10 protein-coding genes are annotated in these 14,823 nt (G+C 62.1%); 6 read left to right on the top strand and 4 right to left on the bottom strand.

From position 1 onward, the window contains the following. Window positions 1-36: 36 nt before the first annotated feature. From CFE428DRAFT_RS15225 to CFE428DRAFT_RS15205, 5 genes are all read left to right on the top strand, one after another. A complete protein-coding gene (locus tag CFE428DRAFT_RS15225; RefSeq protein ID WP_006980469.1) occupies window positions 37-1,839 on the top strand; it encodes an O-linked N-acetylglucosamine transferase, SPINDLY family protein in 1,803 nt (600 codons plus the stop codon). Between the two features lie 46 nt (window positions 1,840-1,885). Then, the gene (locus CFE428DRAFT_RS15220) at window positions 1,886-4,513 is read left to right on the top strand and encodes a DUF1592 domain-containing protein (protein WP_131989549.1); all 2,628 of its coding nucleotides are present in this window, start codon (window positions 1,886-1,888) and stop codon (window positions 4,511-4,513) included. A 1-nt stretch (window position 4,514) separates the two neighbouring features. Further along, a complete protein-coding gene (locus tag CFE428DRAFT_RS15215; protein ID WP_006980467.1) occupies window positions 4,515-5,885 on the top strand; it encodes a DUF1552 domain-containing protein in 1,371 nt (456 codons plus the stop codon). 367 nt (window positions 5,886-6,252) lie between these two features. Next, on the top strand, window positions 6,253-7,140 hold the full coding sequence (locus CFE428DRAFT_RS15210) for a TolB family protein (protein ID WP_006980466.1): 888 nt from the start codon (window positions 6,253-6,255) through the stop codon (window positions 7,138-7,140). 461 nt (window positions 7,141-7,601) lie between these two features. Further along, window positions 7,602-8,498, top strand: a complete 897-nt coding sequence (locus tag CFE428DRAFT_RS15205; protein ID WP_157447529.1) for a TolB-like translocation protein — start codon at window positions 7,602-7,604, stop codon at window positions 8,496-8,498. A gap of 16 nt (window positions 8,499-8,514) precedes the next feature. On the opposite strand, the gene CFE428DRAFT_RS15200 is transcribed toward CFE428DRAFT_RS15205, so the two are convergent. From CFE428DRAFT_RS15200 to CFE428DRAFT_RS15190, 3 genes are read right to left on the bottom strand one after another with little or no spacing between them, the layout of a single operon-like run. Next, on the bottom strand, window positions 8,515-9,150 hold the full coding sequence (locus tag CFE428DRAFT_RS15200; protein WP_006980464.1) for a YdeI/OmpD-associated family protein: 636 nt from the start codon (window positions 9,148-9,150) through the stop codon (window positions 8,515-8,517). Between the two features lie 57 nt (window positions 9,151-9,207). Then, window positions 9,208-10,785 (bottom strand): PepSY-like domain-containing protein, encoded by a 1,578-nt coding sequence (locus CFE428DRAFT_RS15195; protein ID WP_042725041.1) that lies wholly within the window; start codon window positions 10,783-10,785, stop codon window positions 9,208-9,210. 16 nt (window positions 10,786-10,801) lie between these two features. Next, the gene (locus CFE428DRAFT_RS15190; protein WP_006980462.1) at window positions 10,802-11,314 is read right to left on the bottom strand and encodes a hypothetical protein; all 513 of its coding nucleotides are present in this window, start codon (window positions 11,312-11,314) and stop codon (window positions 10,802-10,804) included. Window positions 11,315-11,481: 167 nt separating this feature from the next. Between CFE428DRAFT_RS15190 and CFE428DRAFT_RS15185 the strand changes: the two genes are divergently transcribed. After that, complete coding sequence (locus CFE428DRAFT_RS15185; protein WP_006980461.1) at window positions 11,482-11,880, top strand: hypothetical protein; 399 nt, start codon at window positions 11,482-11,484, stop codon at window positions 11,878-11,880. A 6-nt stretch (window positions 11,881-11,886) separates the two neighbouring features. Here the strand turns inward: CFE428DRAFT_RS15185 and alaS are convergent, their stop codons facing one another. Further along, window positions 11,887-14,664, bottom strand: a complete 2,778-nt coding sequence (alaS, locus tag CFE428DRAFT_RS15180) for an alanine--tRNA ligase (protein ID WP_006980460.1) — start codon at window positions 14,662-14,664, stop codon at window positions 11,887-11,889. Between the last annotated feature and the right edge of the window lie 159 nt (window positions 14,665-14,823).

The following is a 14,823-nucleotide window of genomic DNA, read 5'->3' as shown; positions in this document are numbered from 1 at the left end:
CACGCTCTGGGTGGTTTGCTGGATGCAGGCTTTTCCATGGCGGTCCTTACCCTTCAGCAAACTTTTGATCTCGCCGGACAGTACCAGCGTTCGGGGAAATTGGCTGAAGCGGAAACGCTCTACCGCCAATTGCTGACCTGGGAGCCAAACAATCCCGATCTCCTCAATATGCTCGGGCTCGTTGCGCATCAGCGAGGCGCCTTGGACAGCGCCATTGAATGGCAGCAGCGGGCCATCGCGGTTCATCCCACGGCGCCCAGCTTTCATAACAACCTTGGCAACGTCTTGCAGGATCAAGGCCGGCTCGCGGAAGCGATCGCCTGCTATCGGCGCGCGGTGGAGCTCGGCCCGCAATTGGCCCAGCCCCTCAACAACCTCGGTGCGGCGCTCACCGCCCACGGGAGTCTCGAAGAGGCCGCAGCCGTTTGCGAGCAAGCGATCCGTCTCGATCCCAGCATGCCCGAGGCCTACACCAATCTCGCTGTGGCGCTGCAGGGATTGGGAAAACTGGAGGACGCCATCGCGCTCTACCAGCTGGCCGCCGATTTGCCGAACCACTTCCCGGGCCTGGCCGACAACTATCTGGCGGCTCTCCAATACCGGCCCGGCATCACGCTGCGACAACTGCACGCCATGCATTTGATCTACGAGGAGCGTTACGCGCGGGGGTTGCGATCCGCCTGGCAGCCGCACGCCGATTCGCGCGACCCCGGCCGCGTGCTGCGTCTGGGATTCATCTCGCCGCACTTCCACTCTCATCCCGTCGGGCGTTTCATCGTGCGGCTTTTCGAGAACCTCGATCGCGCTCGCTTTCAGGTCGTCTGCTACACGGATACGACGCGTACCGACGCGATGACCGAACGCCTGCGCGCGGCGGTCGCCGAATGGAACGACGTTCGCCTTCTCTCCGACGAAGCACTGGCCAGCCGCGTCCGTGGGGATCGCATCGATATCCTTTTCGATCTCGCCGGCCACACCCCGGGAAATCGCCTGCTGGTCTTGGCCCGCAAACCCGCGCCGGTGCAGATCACCTGGCTGGATTATGTCGGCACCACCGGCCTTTCCGCGATCGACTACATTCTCGCCGATCCGCGGCAGATCCCGGAAGAGGCCGGGCCTTGGTATTCCGAGAAGGTCCTGCGCTTGCCGGACGATTACATTTGCTTCGATCCGCCGGCCGAAGCCCCGCCGGTCGGCCCACTGCCCGCGGCCGCCAATGGGTTCATCACCTTTGCCAGCTTCAACATTGTCTCCAAGACCTCGGGCCCGACCATCGCCCTCTGGTCGCGCATTCTCCGCCGTCTCCCCACCTCCCGATTGATTATCAAGAACAAGGGATTCGAAGGCGCTCGGCTCCAGGCGGATATCCACCAACTCTTCGCCCAGGAATCAGTCGATCCTGCGCGCATCGAATTCCGCGGCCCCTCGCCGCAGGCGGAATTCCTCGCCAGCTATGGAGACGCCGACATCGCGCTCGACACCTTTCCGTACAACGGCGGCCTCACCACCTGCGAAGCGCTTTGGATGGGCCTGCCGGTCGTGTCCTGCGCTGGGGAAACGTTTGCCGGCCGGCACGGACTGGCCCACCTCACCGCGGCAGGCCTGCCGGAATGGGTGGCTGCGGATTTCGATGCGTATGTGGACCTGGCCGTGGCGCTGGCCAGCGATCTCGACCACCTCTCGCAGGTGCGCGCCGGCTTGCGTGCCCGGGTGGCCGCTTCTCCCTTGTGCGACGGCCCGCGCTTTGCGGGCAATTTCGCCACGCTCATGGAGACCGCCTGGCAGCGTTGGTGTGACCAGACGGCCGGTCAAAAAATGACGCCCTTTCGGAACGCCTGAGCATCCACTCGACGGCGGTAAAAATACGATGTAGACTGGCGGTTCTGTGAAGCTCCGCCGTTCCCCTCTGTCTCCGCTGCTGCACCTTGGTGCGGCGGGCATGTTGCTTGCCTGGATGGGTTGCTCGAAACCGGCCGCGCCTTCCTCTTCGCCCGAACCCGCCACGCCGGCGCCCACGACGCCCTCCCCTTCTTCCAAGGAACCGCAGGTCTCCGTGCCCAAGACGACTCCGGCCACTGGCGCGATACCTGCACCCGCGGCAGCCGCGGCAACGCCCACGCCGGTCGTGGCCGGGCCGCTGGACTACTCGAAGGACGTCAAGCCGCTGCTCCAGAACTACTGCTACAAGTGCCACGCCAACGGAAAGAAGAAGGGCGGACTGGCGCTGGATAATGTCGCCACGTTGCAGGACCAGAAGACCTGGGGGCACGTATTGGAGAATTTGCGCACCCGGGAGATGCCGCCCGATGATGAGGACAAGCAGCCCACGCTCGACGAGCGTGAGAAGGTCATGAAGTGGATCGACGTCGTGGTGTTTGCCGTCGATCCCGATCGCCCCGATCCGGGCCGGGTCACCATCCGTCGCCTCAACCGCGCGGAATACAACAACACCATCCGCGATTTGATTGGCGTCGATTTCGAGCCGGCGGACGATTTTCCGGCCGACGATTCGGGCTACGGCTTCGATGACATCGGTGACGTGCTCACCCTGCCACCCGTGCTTTTCGAGCGTTATCTCAGCGCCGCGGAAAAGGTCATGAGCATGGCGATCCTCAACGATCACAAGCCGCGTCCGGAGAAAATCTACGTCGATCTCTTCAAGATCGAAGGCGGACCGAAGACCGGCACCACATCCATCTCGCGCAAGATCGATGAAACCGAAGCGACGGTGAAACTCGACCTGCCGGCGGCCGGGCAATACGACGTGAAGCTCGTTGTCGAATCGCAGAAGGTCGGCGGCGAAGCGCCGAAGCTGGAGTGGAAGCTGGATGGGCAATTGCTGCGCACGATCGAGCTTTCGGGCCGCAAGGATTTCAAGGAACAGATCAAGGGCGTGTTGCAAATCGCCAAGCCGGGCGAGCACACCCTGATGATGCACGTGGCCAACCCCATGGCCGGCGGCGAGATGAAGACCGCCAGCACGACCACCGCCAAGAAAGGCGCGGACAAAGGGGAAAAGGAAGACAAGCGCACCTTTACCGTGCGGCAGATTCTCCTCCTCTCGCCGCCGCAGCCGGTGAAAGCGCCGGAGTCGCAGTATCGCATCTTCAAGGCCGGCGGCGGTCAGCCGAAGCTCGAACTCGCGGCCCGCGCGATCATCCAGAATTTCGGCACGCACGCCTTCCGCCGGCCGCTCTCCAATACGGAGATCGACCGCTTCATGTGGATCTACAAACAGGCCGGCATCAAGGGCGGGAATTTCGAGCAGAGCGTACAGACCGCGCTGACCGCCATCCTCGTCTCACCGCACTTCCTCTTCCGCGGCGAATTGCAACCGCAGCCCGACAATCCGCAGGTCGCCACGCAGATCACCGAATACGCGCTCGCTTCGCGGCTCTCCTATTTCCTGTGGAGCACGATGCCGGACGACGAACTCTTCTCCGAGGCCGAGCACGGTACGCTGCGCAAGAATCTCGCCGCGGAGGTGAAGCGCATGCTGGCCGATCCGAAGTCGTCGGCGCTGGTGGAAAACTTCGGTGGCCAATGGCTGCAGATCCGCAACCTCAAGCTCGTGCAGCCCGATGCGAAGACTTTCCCCGCGTGGGACCAGGCGCTCGCCACGGCCATGGAGCGCGAGACGGAAATGCTCTTCGAGACCATCATGCACGAAGACCGTTCGGTGCTCGATTTCATCGGCGCGAATTACACCTTCGTGAATGAGCGTCTCGCGCGGCACTACGGCATTCAGGGGGTCGAAGGCGAGGCCTTCGTGAAAGTGCCGCTGCCGCCGGATCGCGTCGGGGGCATTCTCGGCCAGGGCAGCTATCTCACCATTACCTCGAACCCCACGCGCACCTCGCCGGTGAAGCGCGGCAAGTACGTGCTGGAAAATATTCTCGGCACGCCGCCGCCACCACCGCCGCCGCAGGTGCCCGATCTCGACGACAAGGCGCGCGCCGAATTGCACGGCACGCTGCGCCAGAAGATGGAGCAGCATCGCACGGATCCAGTTTGCGCGAGCTGTCATGCCCGCATGGATCCGATCGGGTTCGGCCTCGAGCAGTTTGATGGCGTCGGGATGCGCCGGACGCAGGATGACGGCGCGGCGATCGATCCCACCGGTCAGCTCGTGAGCGGGGAGAAATTTGCCGGCCCCGAGGAGCTGCAGAAAATCCTGCTCACCACCAAGCGCCCGGATTTCCTCCGCTGCATCTCGGAAAAGATGCTCACCTACGCGCTCGGCCGCGGCCTCGAATATTACGACCGCGTGACCATCGAGAAGATTTCCGCCTCGCTGGAAAAGAACCCGAACTTCTCCAACCTCATCATGGAAGTGGTCGACAGCGTGCCCTTCCAGATGCGCCGGGGCGAAGGCGACCACCGCAAATTTAACGAAGCCAAAAAGACTGCTGCCCAGCCGGTGTCCGCGCCGGGGACTGCGGCATTGCCCTCCGGCGCGACCAGTTCTACGCTGGCCCCGATCGCGGCCACGAAATCAGCAACCCACCCCTGATATGCACATCACGAACCGATCCATCTATCTGCCCCGGCGCACCTTTCTCCGCGGCCTCGGGGTTACCTTGGCCCTGCCGTTTCTCGAGTGCATGCTGCCGAGTGTGATGAAGGCCGCCGCCGCACCCAATGGCGGCCTGCGCCGGCTGGTCTTCATGTATCTGCCGAACGGCATGGACATGGGGAGTTGGACGCCGAAGGGGGTTGGCGATCGGTTTGAGCTTTCCTCCACGCTGGCCCCGCTCGCGCCGGTGCAAAAGCAGGTCTCGGTGCTCAGCGGTCTCGCGCATGTGCAGGCGCGGGCCCTGGGCGATGGGGCCGGCGATCACGCGCGCGCGAACTCGTGCTTTCTCACCGGCGTGCATCCGCGGAAGACGGCGGGCGCGGATATTGCGGTCGGCGTTTCTGCCGATCAGGTGGCAGCGATGCAGATCGGCAAGAACACCCGGCTGCCTTCGATCGAAATGAGCTGCGAGAAATCGCTCCGGCAGGCTGGGGCGTGTGACTCGGGTTATGCCTGCGCCTATCAAAACAATCTCTCCTGGCGCAATGAGAACCAGCCCATGCCGCCGATCGGTGACCCGCGGTTGATTTTCGAACGGCTCTTCTCCACCGAAGACCAGGATCCCGATCTCATTGCCGGCCGTGCCTTGCGCGAGAGTTGCCGCAGCTCGATCCTCGACGTCGTCGCGGAGGATGCGAAGGCCTTCCAGAAAAACCTCGGCACGACCGATCGTCACAAGCTCGATGAGTATCTCACCGGTTTGCGCGAGACCGAGGTCGCAATCCAGCAGCAGGCGCGCTTCCAGGCGCAACAGGCCAGCAAGCCGAAGCCGGCGATGGAAAAGCCGGAAGGCATTCCAACCGAATTTCCCGATCACGTGAAGATCATGTACGATCTCATGGCGTTGGCCATGCAGACGGATTCGACGCGCATCATGACGATGATGGTGCAGCATGAGGGCAGCAACCGGCCGTATCCGTTCATCGGTGTGAATGAAGGCCATCACGATCTCTCGCATCACGGCAACAACCCCGAGAAGATGGGAAAGATTGCGCAGATCAACAAATTCCACATCGAACAGGTGGCCTATTTCCTCGGCAAGCTGCAGGGGATGAAAGAGGGCTACGGCACGGTGCTCGACAATTCGATGATCGTGGTCGGCAGCGCCATCGCCGACGGCAATGCGCACCAGCATCACGACCTGCCCGTGCTCCTCTGCGGCGGAGGCGGCGGGACCCTCAAGCCGGGCCGTCACGTGCAGTTCGAAAAAGAAACGCCGATGACCAACCTCTACCTCTCGCTCCTCGATCGCATGGGCGTGAAGGCGGATAAGCTCGGCGACAGTACCGGCAAGCTGGAGAAGATTTAATCGGCGGACGGCGCTCCGTCGCCGCCCACTCTAAATCGCCTAGGTTTTTGACCGCGGATTGCAGGATCACGGATTGAAGCAATTCGTGCCTTCGCTTCTTCCAAATCCGTGTCATCCGCGAAATCCGTGGTTCCTATTCTGTCCACCACGAGCTTTGGGATTAGGTAGGCCTTTTTAAACGCAGAGGCCACAGCGCGGCAAAGCCGCAACCAAAGGCCCCACCCATTTAAACGCAGAGGACGCCGAGAACGCAGAGGGCCGCAGAGGAGAGAAGATCTTCCCTCTGCGGCCCTCTCCAATCCCTCTGCGTCCTCTGCGTTAAACAAAGGTTTTGTAAGAAGAGGACGTTCCGTTACGTATCCTCGCAATGCACCTCTTCCGTCATCTCGCTATTTTCCTGTGCACCACCCTGGCCGTTCACGCTGGAGATGCCCCTCGCAAGCTCGCCTTTTCGCGAGGCGACGGGATCTATGTCGCGAACCTCGATGGCTCCGGCGCCAGGAAGATCGGCACCGGAGCCTGGCCGCGGATTTCGCCCGACGGCACCCACGTCGCCTTCAATACCGAAACCGCGAAAACGCCCGAGCGGCACATTGCCATCGCCGATGTCGCCACCGGCAAAACCACCGTGCTGCCCAACATCCCCGGCGACAACAGCTACGGCCCGGTGTGGTCGCCAGATAGCTCCCGGCTCATCTTCAGCACGATGGTCAAGCAAGAGTGGCGGCTCGCGTTCATCGACGCCGATGGCGCGCACTTCCACTATTTCGAGCCGAAGGCCAAAGTCGGCACCGCAGCGCTGAACTCCATGGCCTGGACGCCGGATGGCGAAAGCTTCTACGCGCAGGATCTCGAGACGCTCTATCACTTCGCGCTCGACGGCACGGTGAAGGATCAGCGCCCGGTGGAAAAGCTTGTGCCGAATGCTTCGTTCAACAGCGGCCAGCAGTTCTCCGTTGGCGCCGACGGGCACACCTTGCTGGTCGATGCGGACATGGATGAGAATACCGCCCGCAAGGACTGGGACGGCCCGCCGCCCGCGGTGTGGACGCTCGATCTCTCCACGATGAAGCCGACGCGCATCACGCCGAAGGGCTTCTACGGCTGGAACCCCGCATGGGTCAGCGAGAGCGAAATCCTGTGCAACGTGCAGCCGCCAAAGTCGCGGCAACGGTCCATTTACCGGCTCTCGCTCGACGGCAAGAAACGCGAACTCTTGGTGAAGGGCGCCGAAAACCCGAGCGTCTCGCGCTGACTCCGCGGCGCGCTAGAGCGGTGGTCTGCGACCGACCTTTACGCACCTCTTGTCGAACGACGACCGAGTCGTCGCGGTGAAGAGGCAGGCTGTCCCGGAGGGACAAAGGAATTTAGCCGGGGGTACAGCGAGCTTGCGAGCGACACCCCCGGAACACGTCCCCCACACGGATGCGCCCCGGAGGTGGCGCGGGAAACCTTCGCTCGCGGGAGATTCCTCCGCCCCTCCGGGGCGGGCCCGTGGAGGGTCGGATATCCGGTGGCTGCGCCTGTTCGCCTGAAGCTCACAGGCTTGCACACCGGCTAAATTCCGTTGTCCCTCCGGGACAGTCTGCTGCTTCGCCAACTCAACTCGATCGACGCCAACTGAGATATGGGTAAAGATTAGGTCCGCGACCATCGACAGCCCCGGCGCCGCCTTTTGACTTCATTCCCGGCATGGCTCGGCTAATTTTCGACGCCATGCCCCCCCTCCGCATTCTGGCCATCCTGTTGTGCGGCGTCCTCACGGTCGCCGCGGAAGATTCCCCGCGAAAGCTCGCCTATGAAAAGGACCGACGGGTCTGGGTGGCCAGCATCGACGGCAGCGGCGCGAAGAAAATTGGGACCGGCCTTTTCCCCGACATCTCGCCCGATGGGACACGAGTCGCTTTCAATACCGAGGAGCAGACCGGCAAGACGGCATGGGCGCGGCACATCGCCGTGGTGGAATTGGCGAGCGGTAAGCAGACGGTGTTCAAGGATGTGCCGGGCGACAATGCCTACTATCCGCGATGGTCGCCGGACGGCACGCACATCGCCTTCACGCTCTATGACGGCCACAATTGGCACTTCGGCCTGATCAATGCCGACGGCACCGGCTTCAAATACATCCGGAAATCCAAGGACGCCGAGGGCACGCTCTATTCGCCGTGTTGGTCTCCCGACGGCAAATCGCTCTTCGCGCAGGACATGAAGAACATCTACCGCATCGGCCTCGACGGCGCGACGCTGGAACAGTGGGACATCAAGAAGTGCATCCCGAATGGTGACATGAGCGGCGACGGCCGCATCGATGTCTCGCCCGATGGACAGAAGCTGCTCCTCGGCATCGACATGGGCGAGGAAGCGCATCGCAAGGATTGGGATGGCCCGCTGCCGGCGTTGTGGACGCTCGATCTCGCCGCAAAGAAAGGCACGCGAATCACGCCGAAGAAGTTGTTTGGTTGGGATGGATGCTGGGCGGATAACTCGACCGTGCTCTTGCTCAGCCAGGCGGTCGGGGAAAAGACTGCGTCGCTTTACAAGATGACCCTGCCCGGAGGAACGACCTCGAAGCCGTTGGCGAAGGACGTGCGGTATCCGACGGTCTCGCGATAAGTAGAACGCGCGCCGCTTACACCTTCTTCCGCTCCGCCCATTTCCGTCCGGCAGCGAGAGCGGCGAGCGTTTGGGTGAGACGCTGCTCGCGCGTTTCCTCGCGCTTCGCCGTGCTCACCCAGACGATATATTCCCGCTGATAAGTCGGCGCCAGCGACGCAAAAAATGCCGCCGCCTTTTTGTGCTCCTTCAGCGCTTTCGTGAAGAAGGACGGCACCGGCCACGGCGCACGTTTGCGCGGTGGCAGTGGTGGAATATCCACCTGCGCATCGAGCTCCACAGCGGCATGGAGCAGACGCTTCAGCGCGGCGCGATCCAGCCCCGCGAACGCCTTGAGCGTTTTGATCTGAATGGTCCGCAGGTTGGTATTGCCCTCGCCTTGATTGAACAGCTGCGCCGGATCGGGCAGTTCCGTGCCGCGAAAGAAAACGATGCTCACGTGCTTCTGAAACGCGCCCAGTGCGCACACCATCTTGCGCCCATGGAAGCACAGCGCAGCCCACTTGACCGACTCCGTGAGGTCCGGCTCCCAGCGCACGAACAACTCCTGCAACTCACCACAAATCGGCCGCGAAAAGTCCGGGCACGAGTCGAGCCATGTCTCCGGTTTGCGGCTGCGGCCGTTGCGACTGTTATCGACGAGTCCGCCCATGGGGAGAAAAGGAATAAAGCAGCCCGCTGACGAGTTGGCTTGTGGAAACGCTCACGGTCACGGTTTCTCCACGCCGAGGAACAGCCCATTCTGGCCCACGTTGAAGTCGTACTGTTTCCCGTCCACCAGGCTCTCGACTTCCATGTGGAAGCCGCCCTTTTTCTGGTTAAACATCTGGTCGATGCGCAGGATCATGCCTTTGGCCGTGACCCGCTTGATCGTGCCCTGCGCCGCGGCCGCGAGCTCTTCGAGAAAGAGCTGCCGTCGCTCCAGTTTGCCCGCTTCCGTCACGGTGAAATCGCGCTCCCTACCGTCGCGGACGAAGGTCACGTCGTAGGTCACCGCGTTGTCGTCAAAGGATCTGGCGATCTCCTTCAGCTTCCCGCTGCCGACTTCCGGCACGATGGCGGCATTCACCGCCGGCGGCGTTTCCTCGAGGGCGACACGCACGCTCTTCATGCTGCCATTCTCCAGCAGGCTGAAGGCGTGCGCCGTGCCGTCGCTGGCTTTCCAGTCGATGTTGTATTGCGTGCGGTCGTCTTCCACCGTGCGATCGATCGACGTGATGCTGCCGGTGCCGATGACATGCTGGATGCCCTTCTGCACGATCGGTGGGATCTCGGCCAGGGAGACTTCCACTCGCGAGATCTGTCCATTTTCCCGGAGGCTGAAATCGCGATCGCGTCCGTTGCGATTGACCGTCACGTCGTAAGCGACCCCATCGTCAAAGGACTTGGCGACCTCCTTCAATTTGTCGCCGCCGATTTCCTTGGCGATGGCCGCGCGCACGGCGGGCGGTGTTTCTTCAAGGCTCACGCGCATGCTCAGGAGCTTGCCGCTTTCCAGCACGGTGAACGACCGCGCCGCGCCCTCCTTCGTCTTCCACTCCACTTCGTATTGCAGGTGGCCATCATCGACGACTTTCTCGATGCTCGTGATCGCGCCCTGGCTTGCGGTGCTCGTCACGGTCTGCTGCACGGTGGCTGGCGCGTCCGCGAGGGCGATATCCATCCGCAACAGTTCGCCGGCTTCGGACACCGTCAGGTCGCGCTCGTGGCCGCCGTGATCGAGGGTCGCAACGTATTGGACATCCGCTTCCTCAAACGATTTCGCGATTGTCTTCACCGCGTCGCTGCCGGCTTGTTTTTGCAGGCCCGCGCGCACCGCCGCCGGCACTTCATCCAGGGTCACCTGCATGCTCTTGATCTTGCCGCTCTCCCACACGTCGAACGAATGCGCCTGGCCATCCCTGGCCTTCCAATCGATCGAGTAGTATTCGGGATTTTCCTCGAGCACTTTTTCGATCCGCTCGATCGCATCCGCTGCCGCCACGCGCTGAATGGCCATCTGCAGCGCGAGCGACAGATCCTTGAGAAAGACCTGCGCGCTCACGATGTGGCCGTCTTCGCCCAGCGTCATCTCGCGGCTCTGTCCATTGATGCCGAACGTGATGGTGAAGATCACCTTGCCGCTGTCCAGATCGCGATCGACATCTTCGATTTGGGCGTTGCCCAGCCGTTCCTTGATCGTCTTCTGCACGCCGCTCGGGGCCTGCGCAAGAGGCACCGTTTCCGCCGACGCGCTGTGCAGCAGTAGACACGGCAGCGCCATCCATCGAAAGAACCGGAACGTCATACGGGGCGAGATTCGCTCACGCCCGGTTGGCGGAGTCAAGACTGCGCAAGGTCGCGGTCAGACGCAGGCAATAGAGCAACGGCAGGCAGCCGAAAATGCCGAAGCTGCAATCGATCAGCCGCCAATAAATGGGGATGCCGCGGAGCGGTCCGCAGATGAGGGCGAGCGGCAGGATCCCGGCGCAAGCGACGAGGCCCACCTTGAGCACCCAGGCGTTGGCCACCGGTTCGCGCCAGGGCCCGATGAAGAAGAGCGCGATGGTGATGTGCCCGAAGGCCAGCCAATCCGTGCCATAGGCAAGCCAGGGATAACTGGCGTAGGTGGCGCGCAGGCCATCACGGACCGTAGCGATCCAGAACTGCAGGCCGGAGAGCGAAGACGGTCCGGCATCCGCGGGAATGCCGAGAATTCGACCGAGCAATTCCAGTTCGTGCAGCAGAGGGAAAGCGGTGACACCGCTCAGCACCAAGCCGAGGATGAAGAGGCCGAGCACGAGGCGGTAGCGGCGCAGGGTGGCTTCTGGATTCATCGTCGAGAGATGGGAGGAAGAGACAATGAGACTATGGGACAATCGAACAATGAGACATTCATTTTGCAGGGCGTCTCATTGTCTCCCTCATTCGATGGACAGGGCGATTTCCCGGCTTGCCCTGCACGCGGAATGCCCCAGCATTCCGGCCACTCACTTATAAACATATGAAAACATTCCTTCACGCTCTCCTCTCCGTGTTGTTCCTCGGCCTCGGCATCAGCCACGCGCAGGACTACAGTGCGCTGCCCTTTCCCGTGAGTCTTGGTGGCCAGGCCGCGGTTTACAACAAGAGCGAGCCGTTCGCGAAGATCGCCAATGCGGTGAAGAACGACGCGGCGATCGAGATCAGCGCCCAAGGCAATCCGATCATCATCAACGTCAACAAGGTCGATGACAAAGGTCAGGCCGCGCCCGGTGCTTCGCCGGCGGTGATCATCTTGCAAGGCACGAGCAAGGGCTCGCTGGCCGGCACGATGGACAAGCAGAAGCTCGCGCCCGGCAACTACATGCTGAGCGTGATCGCCGACGGCAAGACGGCGACGATCCTTTTCAAGATCGAGTAAACGCGATTATCCGAGGAGCGCCTTCGCCTGGGCGAGCGCTTCTTCGAGCTTCGACGGATCCTTGCCGCCGCCGCGGGCGCCTTCGGGTTTGCCACCGCCTTTGCCACCGACGAGCGGGGCAATGGTCTGGATGATCTTCCCGGCCTGCACCTTGGCGGTGAAGTCCGGCGAAACCGCCGCGACGAGCGCGACAGCGCCATTGGCCGTGCCGCCGAGGACGGTCACGCCCTTGAAGCCATTCGACTTCAGCGCGTCGGCCACGGTTTGCAACGTGTCGCCATCGGCCGCACCGAGATTGGCGATGATCGCGGGAGTGCCATTGATCGTCGCCGCGTTGGCGAGCAGATCCTTGGCGCGGCCCGCGGCTTCGCGCTGTTGCGCGGCTTTGAGCGCTTTCTCGAGTTCCTTCTGCTGGGCGAGCAGGCCTTCGATGCGCTTCTCGAGCTCGGGCAGCGGCGAGCCGACCTTGGTCGCGAGCGCGTGGAGACGTTGGGTATCAGCGTTGGCGAGGTCGTAGGCATTCAGGCCAGCGGCCGCTTCGATGCGGCGCACGCCGGCGGCGATGGCGCTCTCGGCATTGATGCGGAAGAGCCCGATCTCGCCCGTGGCCCGCGTGTGGGTGCCGGCGCAGAGTTCCATCGAGTAGCCATCGAGCTTCGTCGCCTGGCCACCGATTTGCACGACGCGCACGGTCTCGCCGTACTTGTCGCCGAAGAATTGCATGATGTCGCCGCGGCCGCGCACCTCGGCATACGGCATCTCGATCCACGAGACGCTGCCGTTCTCGACGATGCGCTCGTTGACGAGTCGCTCGATATCGCGGACCTGCACGGGCGTGAGCGCCGCGCTGTTGAAGTCGAAGGTCAGCTTGTCCGGCCCCACGAAGGAACCTTTCTGCGTCGCTTCCTTGCTCACCACTTCGTGCAACGCCCAGTGCAGCAAATGCGTGACCGTATGATGCCGTTGGATCGCCCCGCGCCGCGCGCCGTCGAGCTGGATGGTGACATGATCGCCCACCGCCGGCCCGTCCGCTTCCTCGAGGAAGTGGAGCCAGGTGTTGCCGCTCTTCTGCGTGTTCGCGATACGCCAGGAGTTGCCGCCATGGCCGGTCATCTCGCCGCTATCGCCGACCTGCCCGCCCATCTCCGCATAGCACACGGAATTGTTCGCGATGACGACCGTCTTGCCTTTTACGGACAACACTTCCTGCACATCCGCGCCGGTGTGATTGTGATCGTAACCGATGAAATGCGTCGGGGTCTTGGTTTCGATTTCGGAAAGCTCGATGACGTCGCGGACCTGAGCCTCGCGTGCGCGCTTCCGTTGCTTTTCCATCTCCACTTCAAACCCGGCGATATCCACCGTCAGTCCACGCTCGCGAGCCATTAGCTCGGTAAGATCCAGTGGGAACCCATAAGTGTCGTAGAGTTTGAAAGCCGAGGTCCCACTCAACTGTTGCTGCTTCTCCGAAGCAACAAAACTGGTGAACAGCTCGATGCCCTTGTCCAAAGTACGATTGAACGACTCTTCCTCCCGTTTCAGCACTTCCTCTACGTGCTTCTGCTTCGCGCGGATTTCGGGGAAGACGTCGCCCATGGTGCGGGCGAGGACGCCGACGAGCTTGTAGAAGAAGGGCTCGGTGAAACCAAGCGTGCGACCGTAGCGGACCGCGCGGCGCAGGATGCGGCGCAGGACGTAATTACGATCGGTGTTGCCGGGTTGAATGCCATCGGCAATCGCGAAGCTCAACGTGCGGATGTGGTCGGCGATCACGCGGAAGGCGACGTCCACTTTCTCCTGTTCGCTTTCGGGGATGATCTGCCCTTGCGCGTTCGGCTGCGGAAGCGTGCTGGTGTAACGCTTGCCACACTGCTTCTCGATCTCGTCGAAAATCGGGCGGAAGATGTCCGTCTCGTAATTGGAAATCTTCGCATTGGCGAAGTCGGTGAAGTCTTTCGTGCCCTGGATGATCGAGCTCACGCGCTCGAAGCCCATGCCGGTGTCCACGTGCTTCGCGGGCAGCGGTGAGAAGGTGCCATCGGGGTTCGCATTGAACTGAATGAACACGAGATTCCAGATCTCGATGCACTCGGCGGTACCTTTATTGACCAGCGCGCCCTTGGTGTCGCCGGCGGGGGTGAGGTCGACGTGCAATTCGCTGCACGGGCCGCATGGGCCGGTCTCGCCCATCATCCAGAAATTGTCTTTCTTATTACCGTTGACGATGTGCACGGCGGGGTCGAGACCCACGGCGCGGAATTTCTCCGCCCACAAGTTCCACGCTTCCTCGTCGCGATCGGCGGGATCGCCGATCGATTTGTCGGGGTTGTAGATCGTGGCGTAGAGACGTTGCGGCGGAAATTTCCAGCGGCCGACGACGAGCTCCCACGCCCACTCGATGGCTTCCTTTTTGAAGTAATCACCGAAGCTCCAGTTGCCGAGCATCTCGAAGAACGTGTGGTGATACGTGTCGAGGCCGACATCATCGAGGTCGTTGTGCTTGCCGCCCGCGCGGATGCACTTCTGCGTGTCCGCCGCGCGCGTGTCGGAAGTCTTGTTCAGCGTGCCGTCGCGATTCTTTTCGCCGAACCAATTGACCGCATCCGCCCAGGAGCTGACATCCGCTTTGCGCTCCCCGAGGAAAATCGGCACGAACTGGTTCATGCCTGCATTGGTGAAAAGCAGGTTCGGGGAGTCGGGCATGAGCGAGGAGCTCGGCACGATGGTGTGCTGCTTCTCGCGGAAGAAATCGAGGAACGACTGACGGATTTGGGCTGAGGTCATCAAGGACATGGCAGGACAGGGCGCTGGCGTGGAGGGCGGAAGGTAGCGGACTCCCGCGAAAGGTAAAGTCGCTGTCTTCGGGGGGGTGGGGGCCTGTTCTTAATCTTAATCTTAATCCCCCGGCTGAGAGTAAGATTACGATTAAGATTAAGATTAAGA

The organism is Chthoniobacter flavus Ellin428 (genome assembly GCF_000173075.1).
Taxonomy (GTDB): Bacteria; Verrucomicrobiota; Verrucomicrobiia; order Chthoniobacterales; family Chthoniobacteraceae; genus Chthoniobacter; species Chthoniobacter flavus.
Note: the sequence above shows the minus strand (reverse complement) of the source record. Positions and strands in the feature narration are given on the sequence as shown.